Raw genomic sequence first — 24197 nt, 5'->3', positions numbered from 1 at the left:
GGGTTGCGCGAACGTTTCATGCAACCGATTGCCGCACCACCCTCTGCGAGGTTGCGCATGCGACTTCTGTTACTCCTCCCCCTGTTGCTGACCCTCACCGCGACCCCCGCCGAAGCCCAGGGGCGGGCCACGATCGTGGTCGCCGCCGACGGCACCGGCGACCACACCACCGTGCAGGCCGCGGTCGACGCCGTCCCCTCGGGCAACACCCGCCCGGTCACGATCCTGGTCCGCAAGGGCACCTACCGGCAGCAGGTGGTCATCCCGCCCGACAAGCCGTACATCTCCCTCGTCGGGGACACCCGCGACCCGCGCGAGGTGGTGCTGACCTTCGACGTCTCCGCCGCCACGCCGAAGCCGGACGGCTCGGGCCCGTACGGCACCTCGGGCAGCGCGTCGTACGTGATCAGCGCCCCCGACTTCACCGCCCGCAACCTCACCTTCGAGAACGCCTACGACGAGGCCGCGAACGGCCCCAGCCAGGCCGTCGCCGTCCGCACCACAGGCGACCGCCAGGTCTACGAGAACGTACGTTTCCTCGGCAACCAGGACACCCTCTACGCCAACACGGCCTCCGCCACCACGACCGCCCGCCAGTACTTCCGCGACTGCCACGTGGAGGGCGACGTCGACTTCATCTTCGGCCGCGCCACCGCCGTCTTCGACAACTGCGTGATCAGATCGCTCGACCGGGGCAGCGCCGACAACAACGGCTACGTCACCGCCGCCAGCACCGAGGTCACCAACCCCTACGGCTTCCTCATCTACCGCAGCCACCTGGTCAGCGACGCCCCGGCGCGCAGCGTGCACCTCGGCCGCCCGTGGCCGGCGGGCGGCTCGGCGACGGCGCGCGGCCAGGTGCTGGTGCGCGAGTCGTGGCTGGGCCAGCACGTCAAGGACGCCCCCTGGACCGACATGTCCGGGCTGAGCTGGCGGGACGCCCGCCTGTCGGAGTACCACAACGAGGGGCCCGGCGCGTCGGCCGGCGTGGACCGGCCGGCGCTCACGCCCGCGCAGGCCGCCGCCTTCACCCCGGAGCGCTACCTCGCGGGCGCGGACGGCTGGAACCCGGTGCGCCGCACGCCGCCGCGCCCCGGGCTCCACGAGCTCGGCCGCCAGGTGCTGCCCGCCAACGACGGCTGGGCCGCGGCCACCACGGGCACCACCGGCGGGTCGGCCGCCCGCCCCGAGAACGTGCACGTGGTCAGCACCCGCGCCCAGCTCAAGGCCGCGCTCGGCGACCCGGCCGACAACACGCCGCGCATCGTCTACGTCAAGGGCGCCATCGACGCCGACACCGACGACTCCGGCCGCCCGCTGACCTGCGCCGACTACGCCGTGGACGGCTACAGCCTGGACGCCTACCTCGCCGCCTACGACCCGGCGGTGTGGGGCAGGACGAGCGTGCCGTCCGGGCCGCTGGAGGAGGCGCGCAAGGCGTCGTACGCGAAGATGGCCGAGCACGTCACCGTCACGATCGGCTCCAACGTCACCCTGGCCGGCCTCGGCCGCGACGCCGCGTTGAAGAGCTTCGGCCTGCGGATCAGCGGCGCCGACAACGTCATCGTCCGCAACCTCACCATCACCGACACCTCCGACTGCTTCCCGCAGTGGGACCCGACCGACGGCGCGGAGGGCAACTGGAACGCCTCGTTCGACAACGTCGAGGTCTCCGGCTCCACGCACGTCTGGCTGGACCACAACACGCTGAACGACGGCGACAACCCCGACTCGGGCCAGCCGCTGTACTTCGGGCGGCCGTACCAGGTGCACGACGGGCTGCTCGACGTCGTGCGCGGCTCCAACTACGTGACGCTGTCCTGGAACCACCTCAGCGACCACGACAAGGTCATGCTCATCGGCAACACCGACAACCCGGCGCGTTACGCCGAGGAGGACAAGCTCAAGGTCACCCTGCACCACAACTACTTCGAGGGCCTCGGGCAGCGTACGCCCCGGGTGCGCTTCGGGCAGGTGCACGTCTACAACAACTACGTCACCGGCGGGCCCGGTCACGTCTACAGCATCGGCGTGGGCGTCGGCTCGCGGGTGTACGCCGAGGCCAACGCCTTCGACGGCGTCCCGGCGGCGAAGGTGCTGACCGTCTTCGGCGGCACGGCGATCACCGCGCGGGACAACCTCGTGGACGGCCGGCCGGCGGACCTGGTGGCGGCCTACAACGCGGCCAGCGGGGCCGCGCTCGGCGCCGACGCCGGCTGGACGCCCGCCCTGGCCGGCAGGAAGCATCCGGCCAGGGCGCTCAAGGCGCTGGTGCCGGCCGGCGCGGGCGCGGGACGGCACCTGTAGGAGCGGGAGGGCCCGCCGGTCGGCGGGCCCTCGTCGATCAAGGGAATTCAGGACCCGTACGCCTTCACCTCCAGGAGCCCGACGCTGCTGGAGCCGTTGCCGGTGAGCAGCACCCGCAGGCGCGTGGTGCCGGTCGCGGTGAAGGTCACGTTGTTGTAGGCGTTCTTGGTCAGCGTGTACGCCGAAGCGCCGGGCACGTCCACGTACGCGCTGCCGTTCCAGTACTGCAGCTTCCACGACGCCGGCATGTCGATGCCCTGCTCGTCGTCGAAGAAGTACACCTCGGCCCGGTTGAGCGTGCGCGAGGAGGACCAGGTCAGGTCCACCCACTGCTGCCCGGTCTCCGGCCAGCAGCCCCAGCGCGGGTTGACGGTGTCGTTCGACGAGGGCGGGTCGATCCCGTCGTTGACCGCGGCCACGCTCTCCCAGGAGGAGGTGTTGGACGCGCTCGCCGTGGCGGAGGTCGCGAGGTTGGCGGACGGCTGGACGCCGCCCCTGTTGTGCACCTTGATCTCGGTGAGGCCGGTCCGCGCGCCGGAGGCGGCCGTGGCCAGCACCCGCACCCGCTGCGCGGTGACGGCGGGGAACTGCACCACGTTGTAGTTGGCGCGCGGCGTGGCCGGGTTCTTCGCCTGGGAGGGCACGCTGACCCAGGCGCTGCCGTTGTGGTACTGGATGTCGTAGGAGGCCGGGGCCCGGTAGGTCGTGCTGGCCGGGCGGCTGTCCTTGAAGTAGAGCCGCACCTCGTTGAACGTGCGGGCGGTGCCGAAGTTGAGCTCGTACCAGTCCTGGCCCGCGGTGGTGCCGCCCCAGAACGGCTCGTTGATGGGATAGCCGTCCACGGCGCCGGCCGTGGTGCTGCCGGAGGCGGTGGTGGAGGCCGTGGCGGTGGCGCCGGCGGCCAGGTTGGCGAGGTCGGCGGTCAGGTCGACGCCGGCCTTGGCGAGCAGATCGACCATGCGGGCGCTGGTCTGGCTGACCTGGGCGGGCGCCTGCAGCCCCGGCACGGCGACGTTGTAGGAGACGGTGCCGGAGGTGGTGACGGCCCCGGTGGCCGGGTCCCAGGTGAACGGCACCAGCGACGACACGGTGGCCACGCGGCTGCCGTTGATGAAGATCGAGTAGCCCTGGGGCACGCCCGGGTAGCGCACGACGCCGTCGGCCGGGTCGTCCCAGACGATGGTCAGGTCGGCGTTGCGGTAGCGCAGGTTGTTGACGGTGAAGTGGGACCAGCCGATGTTGATCGGCGACAGCTCCACCTTGGCGTCGTTGCGCGGGCGCAGGCCGGCGACGTCCTCGATCACGGTCCAGTTGCTGCTGCCCAGGATGTTGTGGTGGATCCAGGAGCGGTAGGTGATGGACGAGCCGTTCCAGTCGGCCCAGAACTCGTTGGCGTCGGGCCACTGGGTGTTGCCGCCGACGTACTGGGCCCAGGCGTTCCAGTAGAGCAGCTTCTTGTACCAGGTCGGGTCGATCCACTCGTTCGGGTAGTTGCGCAGCACCGAGGAGAGCAGCCGGAACTGCACGGTCGAGTTGATCGTGGAGAAGTTGTTGCTGCCGGTGCCCGAGGCCGCCTTGTCGGCCTGGTTGGCGGTGTAGAAGGGGAAGATCGGGTACTGCGCGGGGTCGTCGAACAGGCGCAGCGCCTGCTTGTACGTCGCCGTGTTCGGGATCGCGCCGACCGCGAACGGGTAGTAGTTGTTGATCTCCTTCCACGGCACCCACTCGTTGGTGGACTTCAGCCGGTGCTCGAACAGCTGCCGGCCCGGGTTCCACAGCACGCCGACAATGGCGTTCTGGATCTGGGTGGCGAGGTTGCGCATCTCGGTGGCCTTGGCCGTGTTGCCGACGGCCTCGTACGCCTGCGCCGCCGCGAGGGCGCCGCTGTACTGGTAGGCGGACTCGGCGCGGTCCATGCGGCCGGGCTTCCAGTGGAAGGAGACGGCGTCGGCGTCGTTGCCGGTGAGCGCGCCCCAGTCGTACTCGATGAGCTTGTTGTTGTCGGTGTCGTAGTAGGAGAGCTGGCCCTTGACGTCCTGCTCGGCGTAGCGGGCGAGGTTGGCGGCGATGCCGGGCTGGCCGCCGTGGATCTGGTAGCTCTTCCACGCGGCCTCGGCGATGTACTGGGTGTAGCTGTTGGACCAGTTCTCGGGGTCGCCGGGGTTGTCGAGGAAGCGGCCGTTCTTGGAGGTCTGGCCGACGCTGAGCCAGTCGCCGTAGGCGTAGGCCGGGTCACGCAGGTACTTCAGGTCGTCGATGTGCATGGGCTGGGTCAGCGCGATGGCGTTGTTGTAGCCGAGCACGCCCTCCATCGACGTCGGGAACTGGAAGGTCTGCCCGGGGATGTCCGCGTCGAGGTGGTTGTAGCGCATCAGCCACCAGCGGTAGTAGATGTTCTTCTTGATGCCGGGCTCGGGCACGTCGATGTAGGGGACGTTGTCGGCCCACCAGCGGTTGTACGCGCGCACGTGCGTGGCGAACGCGGTGGCGGGCGTGTAGCCGGCGTAGGCGTCGTACTCGGTGCGCGAGGCCGGGATCTCGTTGGTGACGAAGCCCATCACGACCTTGACGGTCACGGTGGCGCCGGCGGCGACGGTGACCGAGCGGTTGAGGCCGCCGCTGGAGACCGTGAAGCCGTCGCCGGTGAGCCTCGGGTAGAGCGTGGTGAGGTTGTTGTAGGCGTTGACCTGGCCGGTCAGCTCGCTGCCGCTGCCCGTGGTCGCGTACGGCGAGGTGGCGCGGAGCTGCAGCGTGGTCGAGGCGGAGCCGCCGTTGGTGATGGCGAGGTTGGCGACGGCCACGTTGTTGTCGGTGATGAACTTGGTCTGGTCGATCGTCACCGAGCCCGAGGTGTGCCGGCTCTTCCAGTGGCTCGGCGCCTGCCAGCGGGAGTTCACCTGCTCGGTGAAGGTGCCGGGCGTGACGGCCACGGTGAACGCGTTGGCGTTGCTGATGCTCTCCCAGTACGCCACCTGCCCCGCGAAGCCGAGCGTGCCGGGCGTGTGCGTCTTCATGAACAGCGCCCGGCCGCGCGTCATCAGCCAGGTGCCGGCCGGGTCGTTGCCGGGCCGGGCGAGCAGCCGGTCCATCCAGAAGTCGGTGCCGGAGCTCTCGGCGTCGTAAATGGCCCGCATCGTGTTGCCGGTCGTGTACGTCCCCGGCGGGGCCGGGACGGCCGGGCCGCTGAAGGTCGGATAGCCGATGGTCTGGTCGGCGTTGGCCGGGGCGCCCGCCACGACCAGGCCCGCGACCAGCAGGAGAGCGGTCAGGACACGTCTCACGAGAAGGCCCTCCATTCGAGGACGCCGGTCGAATAGCCGGTGCGCGAGGTGATGTTCAGTCGGAGCCTGGTGGTGCTGATCGCGGGGAAGGTGGTGGCGTTGAAGGTGTTCGCGGCCACGCCGCAGCCCGACTGGCCGGGGACGTCGGCGTAGGCGCTGCCGGTCCAGTACTGCACCCGGCAGGAGGCGGGCAGGTCGATGCCCTGGTCGTCGTCGAACCAGTAGACCTCGGAGCGGGAGACCGTCTGGGCGGTCGGCCAGCGGTACTCGATCCACTCGGTGCCCTGGTGGTTCCAGTTGCCGTACGCGCCGTGGCTGTGGTCGGCCGAGTTCGCCGGGGTGTAGCCGTCGTTGACCGCGGCCAGCGTCTCCCACGGGGAGACGTACGAGGTGGAGGCGGTGGCGCTCGCGGCGAGGTTGCCCGGGGTGACCGGGCCGCCGGTCTGCACGACCTTCTGCATGGTGCCGTCGGCGTTGAAGTACAGCTTGTCGATGGTCACCGAGCGGCGGAAGTTGCCGCCGCCGGGGCTGGAGGCGTTGTGGTAGACCATGTACCACTGGCCCTTGAACTCGATGATCGCCGGGTGGTTGGTGGTCGAGCTGACCTGGTCGAGCACGACGCCGCGGTGCGTCCACGGGCCGAGCGGGTTGCTCGCGGTCGCGTAGCGGATGCAGGCGTAGCCGGGCGCGGAGCAGGCCGAGTCGTTGGCGGCGTAGGCGAGGTAGTAGACGCCGTTGCGCTTGAACATCCAGGGGGCCTCCCAGAAGTTCGTCACGCCGCTCGGGGTGATGACGGAGCCGTTGAGCGAGGTCATGTTGCTGGTGAGGCGGGCGGCGCGCAGGCCGTAGTAGGAGCCCCAGTACATGTAGACCTGGCCGTCGTCGTCGGTGAAGACGGTGGGGTCGATGTTGAGCGGCGAGGAGTTGGGGGTGCTGTCGCTGACCAGCGGGCCGCCCTTGGCGTCGCGGAACGGGCCGAGCGGGGTGTCGCCGACCGCGACGCCGATGTCCATCCAGCCGGCGCCGTTGCCGTTGACGGGGACGTACCAGTAGTACTTGCCGTCCGCGCCGCGCTCGACCTCGCCGGCCCAGGCGTCCGCGCCGGCCCAGGAGAAGTTGGAGATGGCCAGCTTGGCGCCCTGGTCGGTGAAGGTGGCGGCGTCGGAGGAGGTGAAGACGTGCCAGTCGCGCATGACGAAGTTGGTGCCGCCGGTCGGGGCCTCGTCGTGGCCGGTGTAGAGGTACAGGGTGTCGTTCACGACCAGCGCGGCCGGGTCGGCCGTGTAGATCGCGGTGGTGATCGGCGCGCCCGCGAGCGCGGGGGGCGCGGTGCCGAGGAGGAGGAGCAGGAGTGCCGCGGCGAGGGCCGCCGCCCGTCGTCGTCTCATGGGGGGTGTGCTCCCTTTTCTGTTAGCGCTAACATCCATTCCGAGGAGACCTAAAAGGTTTTCGGGAACGTAAACCGGCGGCGGCGGGCTGTCAATGCGTCACTGCTATGGCTTGCATGCGCCCCTACCTGCGACTCTGAGAACTCACCACCACTGATCAGCGAGCGAGCGTCATGTTACGATTCGATCTCACCGAAAAGGCTTTCGGAGACATACGGCGGTGACCTTGTACTCGGGGCACGAGGTGACGGTGTCCGCGTGGCTGGAGATCAGCGCGTTCACCCGGCTGGCGGCGAAGTGGAAGGCGCAGAAGACCTGGCCGCGCAGGACCTCCTCGGTGACCCGCGCCGTCAGCGTGGCCTGCCCGTGCCGGCTCTCCACGAGCACCGGATCGCCGTCGCGGAGGCCCGCGCGGGCCGCGTCGGCGGGGTGCAGGTCGAGGTGGTCCGTCGGGTCGATCGCGACGGCGCCGCTCCGCCGGGTCATGGTGCCGGAGTTGTAGTGCGCCCAGCGACGGCCGGTGACGAGGATCAGCGGGTAGTCGTCGTCGGCGGCCTCGCCCGGCGGCAGGTAGGGACGCGCGGCCAGCCGCGCCAGCCCGTCGGCGGTGGCGAAACGGTCCTGGTAGAGCCGGCTCACCCCGGGCCGGCCGGCCTCGGGACACGGCCAGGGCACGGCTCCCTCCCGGTCCAGCCGCTCGTGCGAGATCCCGGCGAAGACGGGAGCCACCCGCCCGCACTCCGCCAGCGCCGCGGCGGGCGTCGGGCAGCCCAGGTCCGCCCCGAGCGCCGCGGCGACCGCGTGCACGATGGCGAAGTCGGCGCGTGCCTCGCCGGGCGGCGCGAGCGCGGGGCGTACGCGCTGGAAGCGCCGGTCGAAGTTGACGAAGGTGCCGTCCTTCTCCAGCCAGGAGGCCGCCGGCAGGACCACGTCGGCGCGGCGGGCGGTCTCGGACAGGAAGAGCTCCTGGCTGATGACGAGCGGGCAGGACTCCAGCGCCTCGACGACCCGGTTGGCGTCGGGGTCGGTGGTCGCCACGTCCTCCCCCACGATCCACAGCACCCGCAGGTCTCCCGCGCGGGCCGCCGCGAACATCTCCGGGATCCGCAGGCCGTCGTGGTCGGGCAGCCGGACACCCCACACCTGCTCGGCCCTGCCGCGCGCGACCGGGTCGCGGACCTTGCCGTAACCGGGCAGCAGGTCGGGCAGCGCGCCCATGTCGGAGGCGCCCTGGACGTTGTTCTGGCCGCGCAGCGGGTTCACGCCGAACCCGCGCCCGGTGCCGACCGCGCCGCGCAGGATCGCCAGGTTCGCCAGCGTCCGTACGCCGTCGGTGCCGTGCAGGTGCTCGGTCACGCCGAGCCCGTACAGGATCGCGGGGCGCTCGGCCCGGCCGTAGAGCCGCGCGGCGGCGACCAGGTCCGCCTCGGGCACCCCGGTGATCGCGGCCACCCGGCCGGGCGGGTGGTCGTCGAGGACCGCGGCCAGCTCGGGCAGCCCGGCCGCGCGGCGCCGCAGGAAGTCCTCGTCGATCAGGCCCTCGGCGAGCAGGACGTGCGCGAGCCCGTTGAACAGGGCGACGTTCGTTCCGGGCCGGGGTCTCAGGTGCACGTCGGCGTGGCGGGCGAGCCCGACGGCCCGGGGGTCCGCGACGACCAGCCGCGCGCCGCCCAGCACCTGACGGAGCAGCCGCGCGCCGACCACCGGGTGCGCCTCGGCGGGGTTGGCGCCGGCCACGAGCAGGCAGTCGGCCCGCTCCACGTCCTCGAAGGCGTCGGTGCCGCCCGCCAGGCCGAACGTGGCGGTGAGCCCGGCGGCCGACGGCGAATGGCACAGGCGGGAGCAGTTGTCGATGTTGTTGGTGCCGACGACCGCGCGCATGAGCTTCTGGAGCAGGTAGTTCTCCTCGTTGGTCGAGCGGGCCGAGGAGATCGCCGCCACCGAGCCCGGCCCCGCCCCGGCGACGGCGTCGCGGATGCCGCGGGCGATGTGCGCCAGCGCCTCCTCCCAGCTGACCGGCTCAAGGCGGCCGGAGCGCCCGCGCAGCAGCGGCCGGGTGAGCCGGTCGCCGGCCCGCAGGAACCCGTGGGCGAACCGGCCCTTGACGCAGGCGTGGCCGCGGTTCACCGGACCGTCGCCGGCCGGGCGTACCGCGGCGACCTCGCCGTCGCGGGTGAGCACGTCCAGGGCGCAGCCGACGCCGCAGTACCCGCAGGTGGTGCGGGTACTGGTGAGCGCGCCCAGCCAGGACCCCGCGGGCAGTCCCGGCTCGGTGAGCGCGCCGGTCGGGCAGGTGTCCACGCAGCCCCCGCAGGAGACGCAGTCGGAGTCCGCCCAGAGGCCGCCGGTGCCCGGCGCGACCACGGTCTCCGATCCCCTGCCGGTCAACGTGAGCGCGAACGTGCCCTGGACCTCGGCGCACATGCGTACGCACCGGCCGCAGGCGATGCAGAGGTCCCGGTCGAGCCGGACGAACGGATGGCTGTCGTCCCGGCCCCTTTCCGCGCCGCCTCCGGCGCTCTCCGGGCCGATGCCGAGCTCCCGGCAGGTCCTGGCCAGCTCGCCGTCGCCGTCCAGCGCGTACGGCGGAAGCACCGAGACGATCAGCTCCACGGCGTCCCGGCGCAGGCCGCGCAGCTCCTCCCCCTCGACGGTCACCTCGGCGCCCTCGGCCGCCGGGGTGACGCAGGCCGCCACGACGCGCCCGCCCACCCGCACCGAGCAGGCCCGGCAGGAGCCGACGGGCGTGAGCCGGTCGTCATGGCAGAGCGTGGGCACGCCGAGGCCGGCCGCGCGTACGGCCGACAGCAGCGACGCCCCGGTGGGGACGTCCACCGGACGGCCGTCCACGGTCACCCTCATCCGCCCCACCCCCGCAGCCGCTCCCCGTAGGCGCGGACCAGGCCGCGCACCGCGTACGGCAGCCGCCGGCCGAACGCGCACAGGCTGGCCTCGCCCATCACCCGCAGCATGCGGCCGTAGGCGTCGCCAGGAGGAACCCCGGAGCGCACCCGCTCCAGCCCTCGCCGCGAACCGACCCGGCAGGGCGAGCAGGCGCCGCAGCTCTCGGCCGCGGCGAACTCCCACACGTGCCTGAGCACGTCCAGGGGCTCGATCCGCCCGTCCACGGCGACCAGCCCGGCGTGGCCGAGCGCCGCGCCGAGGCCCGCCAGATCCCGCTCGGTGAGCGGGACGTCCAGCTCCTCCTCGGCGAGGAACCCGCCCAGCGGGCCGCCGACCTGCAGCACCGCCAGCCCGGCCCCGTCCCGCAGCCCGCCGCCCAGCTCGGTGACGATCCGCCGGACCGGGGTGCCGAGCTCGACCTCGTGGCAGCCGGGACGGGCGAACCGCTCGGACAGGCAGACCAGCTTCGTGCCGGTCTCCCCGGGCGTGCCGCGGCGGGCGTAGGCGGCGCCGCCGCGGCTGACGATCCACGGCACCGCGGCCAGCGTCTCGACGTTGTTGACCACGGTCGGGGCGTCCCACAGTCCCCGGTCGGTGGGGTACGGAGGCCGGGCCCGCGCGCAGCCTCGGCCGCCCTCCAGCTCGGCGATCAGCGCGGTCTCCTCGCCGGCGACGTACGAGCCGGCGCCCGCCACCACCTCGATCTCCAGGTCGGCGCCGCCGCCGTGCGGCCGGCGGCCGAGATGGCCGTCCGCGCGGGCCCGCTCCACCGCCTCCCGCATCAGTGCCAGCGCCCGCGGATACTCCGAGCGGACCAGCACGAGTCCGCGACGCGCCCCGCAGGCGAAGCAGGCCAGCGCCAGGCCCGCGAGCACCCGCGCCGGATCGGCCTCCATGAGCAGCCGGTCGGCGTAGGAGCCGGGGTCTCCCTCGTCGCCGTTGGCGATCACCACGGTGTCCGGCGAGCCGCCCGCCGCCGCCCATTTGGCCGCCACGGGGAAGCCGGCCCCGCCTCGGCCGCGCAGCCCGGAGGCCGCCACCTCCGACCGGACCACCTCGGGGCTTCGCCGGCTCACGGTCTCCGCCCAGATCAGCCACGGGTCCTCGTCGCCCAGGACGCCCGCGAGCACCACCGGGTCGCCCGTGGCGTCGGCCGCCGGGATGGGCGGCGCGTGCGGCCGGGCGCGCCCGGCGAGCTGGTCGGCGAGGTCCGGCCCCGCGCAGGCCGTCACGCCGTCCAGCGCGGCCGGTCCCCCGTAGCAGTAACCGAGACAGCGGACGGTCCGCAGGGACACGCCGGGGTCCGGGTCGCGGTCGTCGTCGGCGGTGACGCCGAGCGCGCGCTCGACGGCGGTGACGCCGAGCGCGCGCTCGACGGCGGGCAGGTGCCGGCCCGCCTGGGCCGCGAAACAGGCCGTAGCGGTGCAGACCCGCACGTGGCGGCGTCCGTGCGGCGTCGCCAGGTCGGCGAAGTAGGTGGCGGGCCCGAGCCCGGCGGCCGCGGGCAGCCGGAACCTGCGGGCGACCTCGGGCGCCCACCTCGCGGGCGGTCCCGCGTGCTCGGCGGCAGCGGCGGCGAGCGCGTCGAGCAGCCGGGCGCCCGGCCGTCCGCGCCGATCGGCGAGGGCGCGGAACGCGTCAAAAGGGTGGCTTCACGGATTGTGCATGCCCGTTTCCTTCATATCGGACACCCGAGACACGAAGGGAGGGCAAGAGTTTCCTCCGCAGCGGGACTCGTACCGGCGGGCCCGGGGAAGCTCCTCCGGCAGGACCGGACGGGAGGCGACGGTGAGAGACGACCAGGCCGGCCGGCGATGAGCCGCCTCCGGCAGGTGACGTGACGGGGGCGGACGCGCTGGAGGTCGGGACCGCGGCGGCGCTGCCGGTGGACGAGGTGCTGGCCCGGCTGGGCGGCACGACCGGCGGCCTCAGCCAGGCGGAGGCCGAGCGCCGCCTGACCACGGTGGGGCCGAACGCGCTGCGCACCCACCGGGCGCGCCGCGCCGCGGTGCTGGCCCGTCAGTTGCGCTCGCCCCTGCTGGTCCTGCTCGCCGTCACCGCGGCCGCGTCGTTCTTCCTCGGTGAACGGTCGGACGCCCTGATCATCGGGGTCATCCTGGCGGCCTCGGTCGGGCTCGGGTTCGTCAACGAATACCGCGCGGAGAAGGCCGCCGAGGCGCTGCACTCCCAGATCCGGCACCGCTGCCTGGTACGGCGCGACGGCCGGCCCCGGCTCGCCGACGTGACCTCCCTGGTCCCGGGCGACCTCGTGGAGCTGCGGCTGGGCGACATCGTGCCGGCCGATCTGCGGCTGGTGTCGGTGACGGAGCTGGAGTGCGACGAATCGGTGCTGACCGGCGAGTCGATGCCCGTCGTGAAGACCTCCGAGGCCGTGAGCGCCGGCGCCGCACTGGCCGACCTGCGAAGCTCCGCCCTGATGGGCAGCGTGGTGCACGCCGGGTCCGGGACCGGCGTCGTCGTCGCGACGGCGGGACGGACCGAGTTCGGGCGGATCGCGCTCCGGCTCGGCGAACGCCACCCGGAGACCGAGTTCCAGATCGGGCTGCGCAGGTTCTCCATGCTGCTGGTACGGGTCGCCGCCGCGCTCACCGCCGCCATCTTCGCCATCAACCTCGTCCTGGACCGCCCGGTCCTGGACGCGCTGCTGTTCTCCCTGGCGATCGCCGTCGGCATCTCCCCGCAGTTGCTGCCCGCCGTCGTCTCGACCAGCCTGGCGGCCGGCACCCGGCGCCTGGCGCAAAGCCGGGTGCTGGTCAAACGCCTGGTCTGCATCGAGGACCTGGGTGACATCGAGGTGCTGTTCACCGACAAGACCGGAACCCTCACCGAGGGTCGGATCAGCTTCATGCGCTCGCTCGGCCCGGACGGACGCCCCGCCGACGACGTGCTCGTACTCGGCCTGCTGTGCAACGAGGCCGCCGCCTCCGACGGGCAGGGCCGTGTCGCGGGCGGGAATCCCCTGGACGCCGCCCTGTGGGAGGCCCCCGCCGCCGGCGTCCTGCGGGCGTCGGCGGCCCGCTGCCGGCGGCTCGCCCTCGTGCCCTTCGACCACGAGCGGCGTACCGCGTCCGTGCTGGTCGAGGACGACGACGGCCACCGCGTGATCATCACCAAGGGTGCTCCCGAGGCCGTGCTGGAGCGCAGCTCCCCCATCGGCGACCAGGCGAAGGCCGTGCTCGAAGCCGAGTTCGCCGCGGGCAACCGCGTGGTGGCGGTGGCCACCCGGCCGCTGCGCGGAGCCGACGCCCGGCGGACGACGCTCACCCCGGCCGACGAGCACGACCTCACCTTCCGCGGCCTCCTGGTCTTCCTCGACCCGCCCAAGGCCGGCGCGCCGCAGGCGCTGGACCGCCTCACCGGCCTCGGCGTCACCGTCAAGGTCCTCACCGGCGACAACCCCACGGTCGCCGCCAAGCTGTGCGCCGACCTCGGCCTGCCGGGCGGGCGGGTGCTGACCGGCCAGGACGTCGAGGCGGCCGACGACGCCCACCTGGCCACGCTCATCGAGCAGAGCACGGTCTTCGCCCGCGTCACCCCCGAGCACAAGGCCCGCATCGTGCGCGTCCAGCGGCGCGGCGGCCTGGACGTGGCCTTCCTCGGCGACGGCGTCAACGACGTGCTCGCGCTGCACGCCGCCGACGTGGGCATCTCCGTCGAGACGGCCACCGACGTCGCGAAAGACGCCGCCGACGTGCTGCTGCTGGAGAAGAACCTCGACATCCTGGCCGACGGCGTCCTCCAGGGCCGCCGGATCTTCGGCAACACCATGAAGTACGTCCTGATGGGCACCTCCAGCAACTTCGGCAACATGTTCTCCGCCGCCGCGGCCTCGGCGTTCCTGCCCTTCCTGCCGATGCTGCCGTCCCAGATCCTGCTCAACAACCTGCTCTACGACGCAAGCCAGCTCGCCATCCCCACCGACACCGTGGATCCCGAGCGGCTGCGGCGGCCCTCCCGCTGGGACGTGCGGCTGATCCGGCGGTTCATGCTGTTCTTCGGCCCGATCAGCTCGCTGTTCGACTTCGCCACCTTCGCGGTCATGCTAGGCCTCTTCCAGGCCGGCCCGCCGCTGTTCCGCACCGGCTGGTTCGTCGAGTCCCTCGCCACCCAGGTCCTGGTGATCTTCGCCATCCGCACCAGGCGGGTGCCCTTCCTCCGCAGCCGGCCCAGCGTCCCGCTGCTGCTGGCCGCCCTGGGCGTCGTCGCCGTCGGCGCGCTCATCCCCGCCGCGCCCTTCGCCGCCGCCCTGGGCTTCCGGCCGCTGCCGGGGCCGTTCTTCCTCGTCCTCGCCCTGATGGTGGCCGCCTATCTCGTGCTCATCGAGCTCGCCAAGCTCTGGTTCTACCGGGGCTTGCCCCCGGCCCCCGCCGGGCGTGAGCGTACGCCCGCCCACGCCGCGCACCGCAGGGCCCACCGCTTCACCATCCCGGCCGCCCTCCCGCCTGGCGGTCACACCCGCCGCCGCACGCGCAGCAGGTACTCCTTGCGGTCGAGCGGGTCGTGACCGAGGCGGGGGCGGGCGGGGGCCGGGCCGCGTACGGGGCGGTAGCGCTCGAAGGCGCTGTCCAGCACCCCCTCCCCCCGGGTCAGGCCGGGCAGGCGCTGCCCCAGCTCGTGCACCCGCGCCGCCGGGATCTCCCCCTCGATCAGGCCCGGCCCCTGCGCGCGGGGGACCGCGCCGAGCCGGGCCAGCACCGGCAGCACCTCGCCGGTCGTGTCGGCGGGCAGCTCCAGCGTGAAGCGGTGCACCGGCTCGCACACCACGGTCCCGGCCCGCCGCAGCGCCTCCATGACGACCAGCGGCGTCAGGGCCCGGAAGTCGCCGGCCGTGCTCGACATGCTCTTGTCGAACACGCCGCCCGAATGGCTCTGCCTGGCCCAGTAGCCGGAGTGGGTGAGCGTGACCACGCAGTCGATCACCTGCCAGCCGCGCAGGCCCTGCCGGAGCGTCTCGTGCACGGTCTCCTCGATGGTGCGCATGAACGCGTACGGCAGCGAGCCCAGCTCCACCTCCAGCCGGAACGCCACCCCGCCGCCCGGCGGGCCCGGCTCGACCCGCAGGCCGACCGTGGCGAGGAACGGGTTGGGGTCCACGGCGATCAGCTCGACGGCGGCGCCGGAGCCGAGCGGGCGCTCGACGCAGATCGTGGTGCTCTTCCTGAAGGAGACCTCCAGGCCGTCCTCCTCCAGCAGGGTGGCCTGGATGACCTCCTTCTGGACCTCGCCGTAGAGGGTCAGCGAGACCTCGCCGCGCGCGTCGTCCTGGCGCAGGCCGATGAGCGGGTCCTGCTCGGCGAGGCGGGTCAGGGCGAGCAGCAGCGCGCCCCGGTCGGCGGGGCGGGCCGGCCGCACCACGGTCTCCAGGGTGGGCGGCGCGAAGTGGCCCTCCCCGCCCCGGGGCGGCGGCTCGCCCAGCGGGTCGCCGACCCGTACCGCGTCGAGACCCCGCAGGCGGGCGATCTGACCGGCGGCGACGGACCCGCGGGAAGCGGGGATGCTGAGGACGTCCATGCCGGTCACGCGGGCCTCGCCGCCGCCCGGCAGGCGGAGGCGGTCGCGGACGCGCAGCGTCCCGGAGAACAGGCGCGCGTAGGCGAGCTTCTCGCCCGCCGGGCCGCGCTCGATCTTGAACACCGCCCCCGAGACCGGCCCGCCGGGATCGCCGCCGGCGGCGGGCAGCAGCTCGCGCACGCCCGCCACCAGGTCGTCCACCCCGGCCCCGGTGATGGCCGAGCCGAAGAACACCGGGTGCACCAGGCCCGCGCGGGTCTGGGCGGCGAGCGCGGCCCGCAGCCGGGCGGGCGGCACGGCCCCGCCCCGCACGTACGCCGCCAGCAGCGCGTCGTCGTGCAGCGTGACCACGTCGAGCAGCTCCGCCCCGCCGTACGGGACGAAGGCCGCCTCCGGGGTGCCCGCACCGGCGACCTCGCCCATGGCGGCGACCGGCAGCGCCAGCCGGGAGGCCAGCTCCTCCAGCACGGCGCGGGGCCGCGCGCCCCGGCGGTCGATCTTGTTGACGAAGACCAGCGCGGGGATGCCGAGCCTGCGCAGCGTCCGCATGAGCACGCGGGTCTGCGCCTGCACGCCCTCGACGGCGGAGACCACGAGCACCGCGCCGTCGAGCACGTTGAGCACCCGTTCGACCTCGGCGATGAAGTCGGGGTGGCCGGGGGTGTCGATGAGGTTGACCGTGGTGTCGCCGACGGCGAACGAGACCACGGCCGATCTGATGGTGATGCCGCGCCGGCGTTCCAGGTCGAGCGCGTCGGTCTGGGTGCTGCCGTCGTCGACGCTGCCGAGCTCGTCGATGACCCCGGCGGCGAGCAGCAGCCGCTCGGTCAGGCTCGTCTTGCCCGCGTCCACGTGCGCGAGAATTCCCAGGTTGAGCGTATGCAACGAACGTCATGTCCTTCGATGGGTGCGGTCCTGTGACGGAGGGACACGACAGTCGCTCGCATTTTCTGCTCCTTTCCTGGGGTTCCCGGCCAGCAGACCAGAGGGCCCGGCCCGGGGGCAACCGATTAAAAGTCAGCCGAGAAGCTCGACGGTGCCGCGTTCGCCGTCCACGCGGACGCGGTCGCCGTCGCGCAGGCGCATGGTGGCGTTGCCGGTGCCGACCACGGCCGGGATGCCGAGCTCGCGGGCCACGATGGAGGCGTGCGACAGCGGCGCGCCGAGATCGGTCACGACGGCCGCGGCGCGCGGGAACATCGGCGTCCAGCCCACGTTGGTCAGCGTCGTCACGAGGATCTCGCCGGGCTTCAGCCGGTCGCCCTCGTCCGGGCCCGCGAGCACCCGGGCGACGCCCTCGACCACGCCGGGCGCGCCGGGGAAGCCGGTCACGGCGTCGCCGACGGGGGCGAGGCCGCCGCGGGCGTCGTACACGTCGGCCCGCCGGTCGGGGTCGGCCGCCCAGCGCACCGGGTCGAAGTGCCCGACGATCAGCACCGGGTACGGCGGCAGCGCCGCGTACCGTTCGTAGGCGGCCCGCCGCGCCGGCACCCGGTCCAGGCCGGCGGCGTCGCCGCGCAGCAGGCCGAGCAGCTCCTCCAGGGACAGGAAGAAGACGTCGTCGCCGTGCCCGGTCAGCTCCCCCGCGCGCAGCGTGAACGCCCGCAGCACCCAGAAGGCGCGCATGGTCTCCGAGCGCGCCTCCTCCCGGTCGCGGACGACCGCGCCCCAGCGGCGCACCCGCTCGCGCATCCGCGCCTCCCGGCCCGGGTGGCGGGCGGCGAAGCGGGCCCACGCCTCCTCCCTGGCCCGCTCCTGCCGGGCGAGCAGCGCCTCGGTGTCGGTGCGCAGGTCGCGCAGCCCGGCGAGCTGGGCGTCGATCCACGCCGGGTCCTCGCCCGGCCGCGGCTTCGACACCTCGAACTCGTGCGGCCCGCGGTGCCCGTACGCGGCCGCGAACTCCTCGCGGGTGATCTCGCCGCGGGCCAGCCGGGACAGGCCGAGGAGCAGGCCCATGCTGGCGAGCCCGCCGCCCGCGTCGACGCCGGACAGCATGGCCTCGGCGTCGCCCTCGCCGGCCAGCTTGCGCAGCTTGTCGCGGGTCCAGACGAGGGTGCCGCCGCCCTGGCGGCCGGCCGCCTCCAGCATCCGGCAGGCGGTGACCACGTGCGGGCGGATCTCGCGCTCCCACAGCCCGGCCAGCTCGGGGGCGGTGGGGGTGGCGGCGACGCGGGCGCGCAGCTCCTCGCAGCGCCGCCGGGAGGAGGCCAGGAAGGCGGGCATGGCCTTGAGGTTCGTACGGACCCGCCGCTGAAGGGCCACCGCCATCGGCAGCACCCTTCTGATGATCTCCCAGCGGGACAGGGCCACCTTCGGCACGTCCAGTCCCGGGGGCAGCTTGCCGAAGACGTTCTCCGTCGCGGAGGTCCGCTTGGCCATGCCCATCGCGGCCGCGATCGTGTGGACGGTGCTGAGGTTCATGTAGAACCGGCCGCCGATGTTGCCGACCATGTCGAAGCCGGGCAGCGCCGAGGCGGACATCGCCTCGTGGATGAACAGCCGCACGTACGACCAGGTGATCGGCGTCATCACGTCGGGGATGGCCTCGCCGAGGTTGCCCGCGGTCCACAGGTATTCGCCCTTGAGGCTGTCGTTCCACTCCTCCGGGCGCGCTCTGAGCCCGGTGATCGGGCGGGCCTGGAGGACGGCCAGGGTGCCGTCGGCGCGGCGGGCCCACTCGACGTCCATGGGGACGCCGTACAGGTCCTGGACGCGCGTCCCGAGCGCGGCCAGCTCGGCCGCCTGCGCGGCGCTCAGCACGGGGGCGCGGCGCAGCTCGGCGGGGACCGGCCGGTCCTCGGTGCCGTCGGGCGTGCGCACGGTCATGACGGTCTTGTCGCCGACCTGCTCGCGGACGACCGCGCCGCCGCGCAGCACGAGCGTGTCCGGGGTGACCTGCCCGCCGACGACGGCCTCGCCGAGCCCCCAGGAGGCGTTGATCACGGTCTCGTCGAGCGCGCCGGTCACCGGGTCGGCGGTGAACATGATCCCTGCGGCGTCGGCGTCCACGAGCTCCTGCACCACCACGGCGAGCGCCACGTCGTCGTGCGGGACGCCGTTCCTGTCGCGGTAGGCGATCGCGCGGGCGTTCCACAGCGAGGCCCAGCAGCGCAGGACCGCCGGCAGGAGGCCGTCGCCGCGGACGTTGAGAAAGGTGTCCTGCTGGCCGGCGAAGGACAGCTCCGGCAGGTCCTCGGCGGTCGCGGAGGAGCGCACCGCCACGGCGACGTCGTCGCCGAGCCCCGCGTACGCCTCCCTGATCGCGGCCGCGACCTGCTCGGGGATCTCGTGCCGGGCGAACAGCGCGGCGGCGCCCTCCGGGTCACGCGGGTCGATCTCGTCGCGGAAGCCCGCCACGAACGCGCGGTACGCCGCGGTCGTCACGTGGAACCCGCGAGGCACCGGGAGCCCGGCCCGCGCGAGCCGGGCCAGCGACGCCCCCTTCCCGCCCGCCAGGGCCAGGTCGGCGGCCGGGTCGTCCAAGGGCAGCACCAGGTTCACGTCACTCACACTCCTCGTTCCCGAGCGAGGCCGCGAGCCGGCGGCGGGCGACCTCCTCCATGGCGTCCAGGATGTCCGCGGTCGCCTCGGCGACGGCCCGCCGGTCCGCCTCCGGCAGGGCGCGGCCGGTGGACATGGCCCGCTCCACGGTGTCGGTCACCAATGCGGCGATCCGCTCGTCGGGCAGCCGCGCGCTCTCGGGCAGCAGGTCCGGCAGGGCGATGAAGCCGTACACGATGGAGCTGATCACCGTCAGGTGGTCGCCGGGCTCGGCGCGCACCGCGCCGAGCCCGATCAGCCGGGCGATGTAGGTGTCGAAGGGGCCGCCCAGCTCCAGGCCGGTGCGGCTGGTCCGCTTCATGCGCGTGAGCTTGCCCAGCACCTCGTCGTCGCCGAGCAGGACCGCGCGCAGCAGGGGGCGGTTCAGCGTCTCGCGGACCAGGCCGCCGAACAGCTCGGGCAGCGTGGCCGGGGCGCTCGCCCTGATGCCGTCGAACAGGTGGACCCGCTCGCGGCGCAGCAGCGCCGCGAAGAGCTGGTCGCGGGTCCTCCAGTGCAGGTAGATCGTGCCCTTGGCGACGCCGGCGCGGCGGGCCACGTCGTCGATCGTGGTCTTGTCGTAGCCCCAGCGCAGGATCAGCTCGGCGGCGGCGTCGAGGATGCGGTGCGCGCGTTCGAGCTGGCGCGCCGGGTCCTGCGGCGGTCGTCCGGCTTTGGCCATCCGGTTCCCCCCGTTTGTTTGACTGGATGAAACTATCCGGTCAATCAATCAAGAGCAAGCCGTTCCCGGGTCCTGGCCGTAGCGTGGGGTGCATGGCCAAGGCGTTCTGGATCGACCAGGACTTCGACAGGGACCGCGACGGGCGCTACGCCGTCCACGTGCGCAAGAACCTGGACGAGTTCGAGTGGGGGGACATCGCCCCCGTCAGGTTCGCGTGCACCGCGTGGCGGCTCGCCACGCCGCCCTCGCTCACCCCCGGCTACGTGCGGTGGGACCGCCGCGTGCTGGAGGCGACCTGTCACCGCAACACCTGGGACGGAACGCTCTACGCCCGCGTCCGGCTCGTCTCCCCGCTGCCGGAGGAGCTGACCCGCTCGCGCGCCTGGTGGCGCGACCGCGGCTGGCTCGGCTGGCAGGAGACCTTCGGCCAGTACGTCGAGCCGTCCCAGCAGGACCTCGCCCGCGTCCCGTTCCTGCGCGCCTCCCTGCTGGTGGAGGCGCCGCTGCCGCTCGGCGACCTGCCGCCCGAGCCCGAGGGCCCGCACGACGAGGTCGAGGAGCACGCCCGCCGCGCGGTGACGGTGCTCGCCCGCGAGCTCGACGCGCTGGTCAGTCCCGTGCTCGACCAGCTCGGGCGCTGACCCCCCGCCGCCCGCGCAGCATGTTCGCGTGATCGGGGGGTAGCAGCGTGCCATGAAGATCCCGCTCGTCGCGCCGGCGCTGGGAGTGGCGCTGGCCCTGACCGGCTGCGCCCCGGACACCGCGGCCCCGGCGCGGGCGGCCGAGCGTTTCCACGCCGAGCTCGCCGCGTCCCGCGACGACGCCGCGTGCGAGCTGCTCGCCCCCAAGACCGCCGACAAACTCCCCGATCCCGGCCAGACCTGCGCCGAGGCGCTGCGCGAGCTCAAGCTCGGCCCCGGCGGCGCGGTCACCGACGTGCGCGTGTGGGGCGACAACGCCCAGGTGCGGCTGGCCGGCGACACGCTCTTCCTGCACCGATTCGGCGACGGCTGGCGGGTACGGGCCGCCGGCTGCGAGCCCGTGCGCGACCTGCCTTATGAGTGCGAGGTGGAGGACTGATGCGGGTGATGTTCACGATCACCACGGTCCTGATCGTGGTCGGGCTCGCGTGGTTCTTCGCCGTGGGGTGGTCCAGGCTATGAAGTGGATCAAGGAGAACTCGCTGTCCCTGGCCTTCCTGGTGATGTTCCTGCTGGCCCTCGCCGGCCAGGCGGTCGCCGGACGGCTCGACTTCAACGACCACCAGCGCGCCATGGGCGACCAGCCCGTCTCTCTCTGGGAGTACGTCGCCTCCTCCGACTTCGCGGTCAACGTCGCGGAGAACTGGCAGTCGGAGTACCTGCAGTTCTTCCTCTACATCGCGCTCACCGTCTGGCTGGTGCAGAAGGGCTCGACCGAGTCGAAGGCCGTCGAGGACGCCGGTGGCGAGTCCGACAAGGAGCAGCAGGTCGGCGCGTACGCCGCGCCCGACTCGCCGCGCTGGGCGCGCTCGCACGGGCTGCGGCTGTGGTTGTTCGGCAACTCGCTCGGCCTGGTGATGGGCCTGATCTTCGCGCTGTCGTGGGCCGCGCAGTCGGTCGCCGGGCAGGCCGCCTACAACTCCCAGCGGCTGGCGGACCTGCGCGACCCGGTGTCCTGGGGCTCGTACGTCACCTCGCCCGAGTTCTGGAACCGCAGCCTGCAGAACTGGCAGTCGGAGCTGCTGGCCGTGCTGTCGATGGTGGTGCTGTCGATCTACCTGCGTCAGCGCGGCTCGTCCGAGTCGAAGCCGGTCGGCGCGGCGCACGCCGCGACCGGGGTCGAAAGCTGAGCATCCGGGGCCTCGGGCGGGCTGGTGACCACGGCGACGACGCGGGTGCCCGGCGCGAGGACGCCCCGCCTGGCCAGATCGACGACGCCGAGGAGCATCTTGGCCACGTAGACGCGCTCGACGCCGTGCCGGGCGGCGAACTCCGTCAGCTCCGGCGTCGTGCGCGCGTAGCCGCCGAAGTGGTGGTCGAGGTCGATCACCCAGTTGGACCAGGTCCGTCCGTACGCCTCCCGCTGCAGCCTGGCCACCTCCCCCTCCAGGAAGGCGGCGCCCTTCAGCACGGCGAACCCCAGCGCCCGCTTGCCCTCGGGCAGCCCGGCCGCGATGCCGGCCAGCGTGCCGCCGGTGCCGACGGGGCAGCACACGACGTCGTACGGGACGCCGATCCCGGCGGGCAGCTCGGCGCAGCCGCGCACGGCCGCCGCGTTGCTGCCGCCCTCGGGCAGGATCGCGACGTCCGCGCCGAACCGGGCGCGCAGCGCCGCCCGCACCTCCTCGGTGTGCTTGCGCCGGTAGGTGGCCCGGTCGAGGTAGGTGAGGGTCATGCCGCACTCGCGTGCGCGGGCGAGCACGGGGTTGAGCGGCAGGTGCTCCTCGCCCCTGATGACCCCGATCGTCTCGATGCCGTGCCGGAGCCCCGCCTCGGCCACCGCCGCGATCAGGTTGGACCAGGCGCCGCCGAAGGCGAGGATCCTGCGGTGGCCCAGGTTGTACTTGAGCTTGCGCGGTTTGTTGTCGTCGCGCATCAGGAACACCCGGACCTGCCCGAGCCCTGGATCCAGGAGCTCCTCCATGGCGCTAGTCTACGGTCGGGCCCTTGTTGAGGAGTGTTGGGTTATGCGCGTTGTTGAAGCTTTTCGCGCCGCCTTCGGTGCGGACCCCCAGACCGTCTGGCGCGCGCCGGGACGGGTCAACCTGATCGGCGAGCACACCGACTACAACGACGGCTTCGTGCTGCCGTTCGCGGTGCCCTGGGGCGTGACCGCCGCCGTCACCCCGCGCGCCGACCGGACCGTCCGCCTCCTCTCGCTCCAGTCGCCGGGCGAGCCGGTCACGCTCGCCACCCACGAGGAGGCCAAGGGCTGGACCCGCTACGTCGTCGGCGTCCTCGCGATGCTCGGCGACCGCGTGGCGGGGGCCGACATCGCGATCGACGGCGACGTCCCGCAGGGCGCGGGGCTCAGCTCCAGCGCCGCCCTGGAGGTCTCCGTCGCCGCCGCGCTCAACGACCTGCACCAGCTCGGCATGACGCCCATGGAGCTCGCCCTGCTCGGCCAGAAGGCGGAGAACGACTTCGTCGGCATGCCCTGCGGCATCATGGACCAGGCCGCGTCGGCGCTGAGCGAGGAGGGGCGCGCCCTGTTCCTCGACTGCCGCTCGCTCGCCTCCCGCACCATCCCGCTCGACCTCGCCGCGCACGGGCTGAGCATCCTCATCATCGACACCCAGGTCCACCACGAGCACGCCGGCGGCGAGTACGCCAAGCGGCGCGCCGAGTGCGAGTCGGCCGCCCGCAAGCTCGGCGTGCCCGCGCTGCGCGACGTCACCGACCTGGCCGGCGCCCTGGACCGGCTGAGCGGGGCCGAGCGCAAGCGCACCATGCACGTCGTCACCGAGAACCACCGCGTCGAGGCGCTGATCGGCCTGCTGCGGGCGGGCGCCGTCACCGAGATCGGCGCCCTGCTCAACGCCTCCCACCTGTCGCTGCGCGACCAGTACGAGGTGTCCTCCCCCGAGCTGGACCTCGCCGTGGAGGCCGCGCTCAAGGGCGGCGCGCGGGGCGCCAGGATGACCGGCGGCGGCTTCGGCGGCTCGGCCGTCGCGCTGGTCGCCGACGACCGCCTGCAGTCCGTCCAGGACTCCGTCTCGGCCGCCTACGCCGAACGCGGCTTCCAGGCGCCGCGCTTCCTGCCGGCCACCCCGGCACGCGGCGCCCACCGCCTGGCCTGACCCTTTCTTACAGGGCGGGGAAGTTCGGGGGGCGGCGTTCGAGGAAGCTCGCCACGCCCTCGGCGAAGTCCGGGCGGCCGAAGGAGGCGAGCATCTCCTGCGTCGCCGTCTTCGCCGACTCCTCCAGCGTGACGTCCCAGTCCCGCCACACCTGGCGCTTGATCACCGACATCGAGGCGGGCGAGCTGTGGGCGGCCAGCTCGCGCGCGTACTCCTGGGCGGCGGCCACCACGCCGTCCCCGGGCACCGCCCGGTTGACCAGCCCCAGCTCGTACGCCTCCCGCCCGGTGAACACCCGCCCCGACAGCAGCACGTCCATCGCCCGCTGCTGGCCCACGATCCGCGGCAGCACCCATGACAGGCCGTACTCGGCGACAAGCCCGCGGCGCGGGAACGCGGTCGTCCATTTGGCGTCCTCGGCGGTGAAGACCAGGTCGCAGACGAGCGCGTGCACCATGCCGAGCCCGGCGCAGGCCCCGTTCACGGCCGCGATGACCGGCTTGGCGATGCTCGTGGGGAAGGTGTTGGGCCGCGGGTCCGGCTTCTCGTCGTAGGCGCCGGTCTGGATGGCGCTCAGGGTCTTGAAGTCCGCCCCCGAGCAGAAGCCCTTGCCCGCCCCGGTGACGACCACGGCCCGTACGGCGGGGTCCCGCTCGGCCTCCTCCAGCAGGTCGAAGTAGCGCCGCCCCATGGCGTCCGTCCAGGCGTTGAGCGTCTCGGGACGGTTGAAGGTGAGCGTGAGCACGCCCTGGTCGACGGCTGAGAGCACGAGTTCCGACATG

Annotated in this window: 15 protein-coding genes and 1 pseudogene; 6 read left to right on the top strand and 10 right to left on the bottom strand. The window is 73.2% G+C overall.

Going from position 1 to position 24197, the window contains the following annotated elements; all coding sequences use genetic code 11:
* The first annotated feature begins 57 nt into the window (after positions 1-57).
* Positions 58-2307: a pectinesterase family protein gene (locus AC27IY_RS01590; protein ID WP_487176884.1), complete on the top strand. Its 2250-nt coding sequence runs from the start codon at positions 58-60 to the stop codon at positions 2305-2307.
* Between the two features lie 47 nt (positions 2308-2354).
* Here the strand turns inward: AC27IY_RS01590 and AC27IY_RS01585 are convergent, their stop codons facing one another.
* From AC27IY_RS01585 to AC27IY_RS01565, 5 genes and pseudogenes are all read right to left on the bottom strand, one after another.
* On the bottom strand, positions 2355-5588 hold the full coding sequence (locus tag AC27IY_RS01585) for an MGH1-like glycoside hydrolase domain-containing protein (RefSeq protein WP_487176883.1): 3234 nt from the start codon (positions 5586-5588) through the stop codon (positions 2355-2357).
* A complete protein-coding gene (locus AC27IY_RS01580) occupies positions 5585-6976 on the bottom strand; it encodes a glycoside hydrolase family 43 protein (protein ID WP_487176882.1) in 1392 nt (463 codons plus the stop codon). Before AC27IY_RS01580 ends, AC27IY_RS01585 begins: the two co-directional genes overlap by 4 nt.
* Before the next feature lie 189 nt (positions 6977-7165).
* Complete coding sequence (fdhF, locus tag AC27IY_RS01575; protein WP_487176881.1) at positions 7166-9838, bottom strand: formate dehydrogenase subunit alpha; 2673 nt, start codon at positions 9836-9838, stop codon at positions 7166-7168.
* Entirely contained in the window at positions 9835-10077 is a 243-nt protein-coding gene (locus tag AC27IY_RS01570; RefSeq protein ID WP_449945387.1) for an NADH-ubiquinone oxidoreductase-F iron-sulfur binding region domain-containing protein, read from the bottom strand. The genes fdhF and AC27IY_RS01570 overlap by 4 nt, the downstream gene beginning before the upstream one ends.
* Before the next feature lie 345 nt (positions 10078-10422).
* Positions 10423-11478: pseudogene (locus tag AC27IY_RS01565) on the bottom strand (NAD(P)H-dependent oxidoreductase subunit E); the annotation flags it as partial.
* A 239-nt stretch (positions 11479-11717) separates the two neighbouring features.
* Here AC27IY_RS01565 and mgtA point away from each other — a divergent pair.
* A complete protein-coding gene (gene mgtA / locus AC27IY_RS01560) occupies positions 11718-14405 on the top strand; it encodes a magnesium-translocating P-type ATPase (RefSeq protein WP_487176880.1) in 2688 nt (895 codons plus the stop codon).
* Here mgtA and AC27IY_RS01555 read toward each other — a convergent pair.
* The 3 genes from AC27IY_RS01555 to AC27IY_RS01545 all read right to left on the bottom strand — a co-directional run bounded on the left by AC27IY_RS01555 (position 14351) and on the right by AC27IY_RS01545 (position 19634).
* Positions 14351-16297, bottom strand: a complete 1947-nt coding sequence (locus tag AC27IY_RS01555) for a GTP-binding protein (protein WP_487176879.1) — start codon at positions 16295-16297, stop codon at positions 14351-14353. The two genes, mgtA and AC27IY_RS01555, sit on opposite strands and share 55 nt — an antisense overlap.
* A 132-nt stretch (positions 16298-16429) precedes the next feature.
* Entirely contained in the window at positions 16430-18922 is a 2493-nt protein-coding gene (locus AC27IY_RS01550; protein ID WP_487176878.1) for a PEP/pyruvate-binding domain-containing protein, read from the bottom strand.
* Complete coding sequence (locus tag AC27IY_RS01545) at positions 18915-19634, bottom strand: TetR/AcrR family transcriptional regulator (RefSeq protein ID WP_487176877.1); 720 nt, start codon at positions 19632-19634, stop codon at positions 18915-18917. Before AC27IY_RS01545 ends, AC27IY_RS01550 begins: the two co-directional genes overlap by 8 nt.
* A gap of 92 nt (positions 19635-19726) precedes the next feature.
* Between AC27IY_RS01545 and AC27IY_RS01540 the strand changes: the two genes are divergently transcribed.
* The 3 genes from AC27IY_RS01540 to AC27IY_RS01530 all read left to right on the top strand — a co-directional run bounded on the left by AC27IY_RS01540 (position 19727) and on the right by AC27IY_RS01530 (position 21465).
* Positions 19727-20275 (top strand): hypothetical protein, encoded by a 549-nt coding sequence (locus AC27IY_RS01540; protein ID WP_364451415.1) that lies wholly within the window; start codon positions 19727-19729, stop codon positions 20273-20275.
* Positions 20276-20327: 52 nt separating this feature from the next.
* A complete protein-coding gene (locus tag AC27IY_RS01535; protein WP_423445124.1) occupies positions 20328-20714 on the top strand; it encodes a hypothetical protein in 387 nt (128 codons plus the stop codon).
* A 79-nt stretch (positions 20715-20793) separates the two neighbouring features.
* Positions 20794-21465, top strand: a complete 672-nt coding sequence (locus AC27IY_RS01530; protein WP_487176876.1) for a DUF6766 family protein — start codon at positions 20794-20796, stop codon at positions 21463-21465.
* Here the strand turns inward: AC27IY_RS01530 and AC27IY_RS01525 are convergent.
* Positions 21399-22259, bottom strand: a complete 861-nt coding sequence (locus AC27IY_RS01525) for a 1-aminocyclopropane-1-carboxylate deaminase/D-cysteine desulfhydrase (RefSeq protein ID WP_487176875.1) — start codon at positions 22257-22259, stop codon at positions 21399-21401. The genes AC27IY_RS01530 and AC27IY_RS01525 overlap by 67 nt on opposite strands.
* 43 nt (positions 22260-22302) lie before the next feature.
* Here AC27IY_RS01525 and galK point away from each other — a divergent pair, with 43 nt between their 5' ends.
* Positions 22303-23415, top strand: coding sequence for a galactokinase (gene galK, locus AC27IY_RS01520; RefSeq protein WP_487176874.1), 1113 nt, complete (start codon positions 22303-22305; stop codon positions 23413-23415).
* 7 nt (positions 23416-23422) lie between these two features.
* Here galK and AC27IY_RS01515 read toward each other — a convergent pair whose 3' ends face one another.
* The gene (locus AC27IY_RS01515) at positions 23423-24196 is read right to left on the bottom strand and encodes an enoyl-CoA hydratase-related protein (RefSeq protein WP_423473215.1); all 774 of its coding nucleotides are present in this window, start codon (positions 24194-24196) and stop codon (positions 23423-23425) included.
* Position 24197: the final 1 nt, after the last annotated feature.

The sequence above is a fragment of the Nonomuraea sp. B208 genome, from assembly GCF_057536035.1.
The sequence above is the reverse complement of the archived record's forward strand: the minus strand, read 5'-3'. Positions and strand labels throughout refer to the sequence as shown.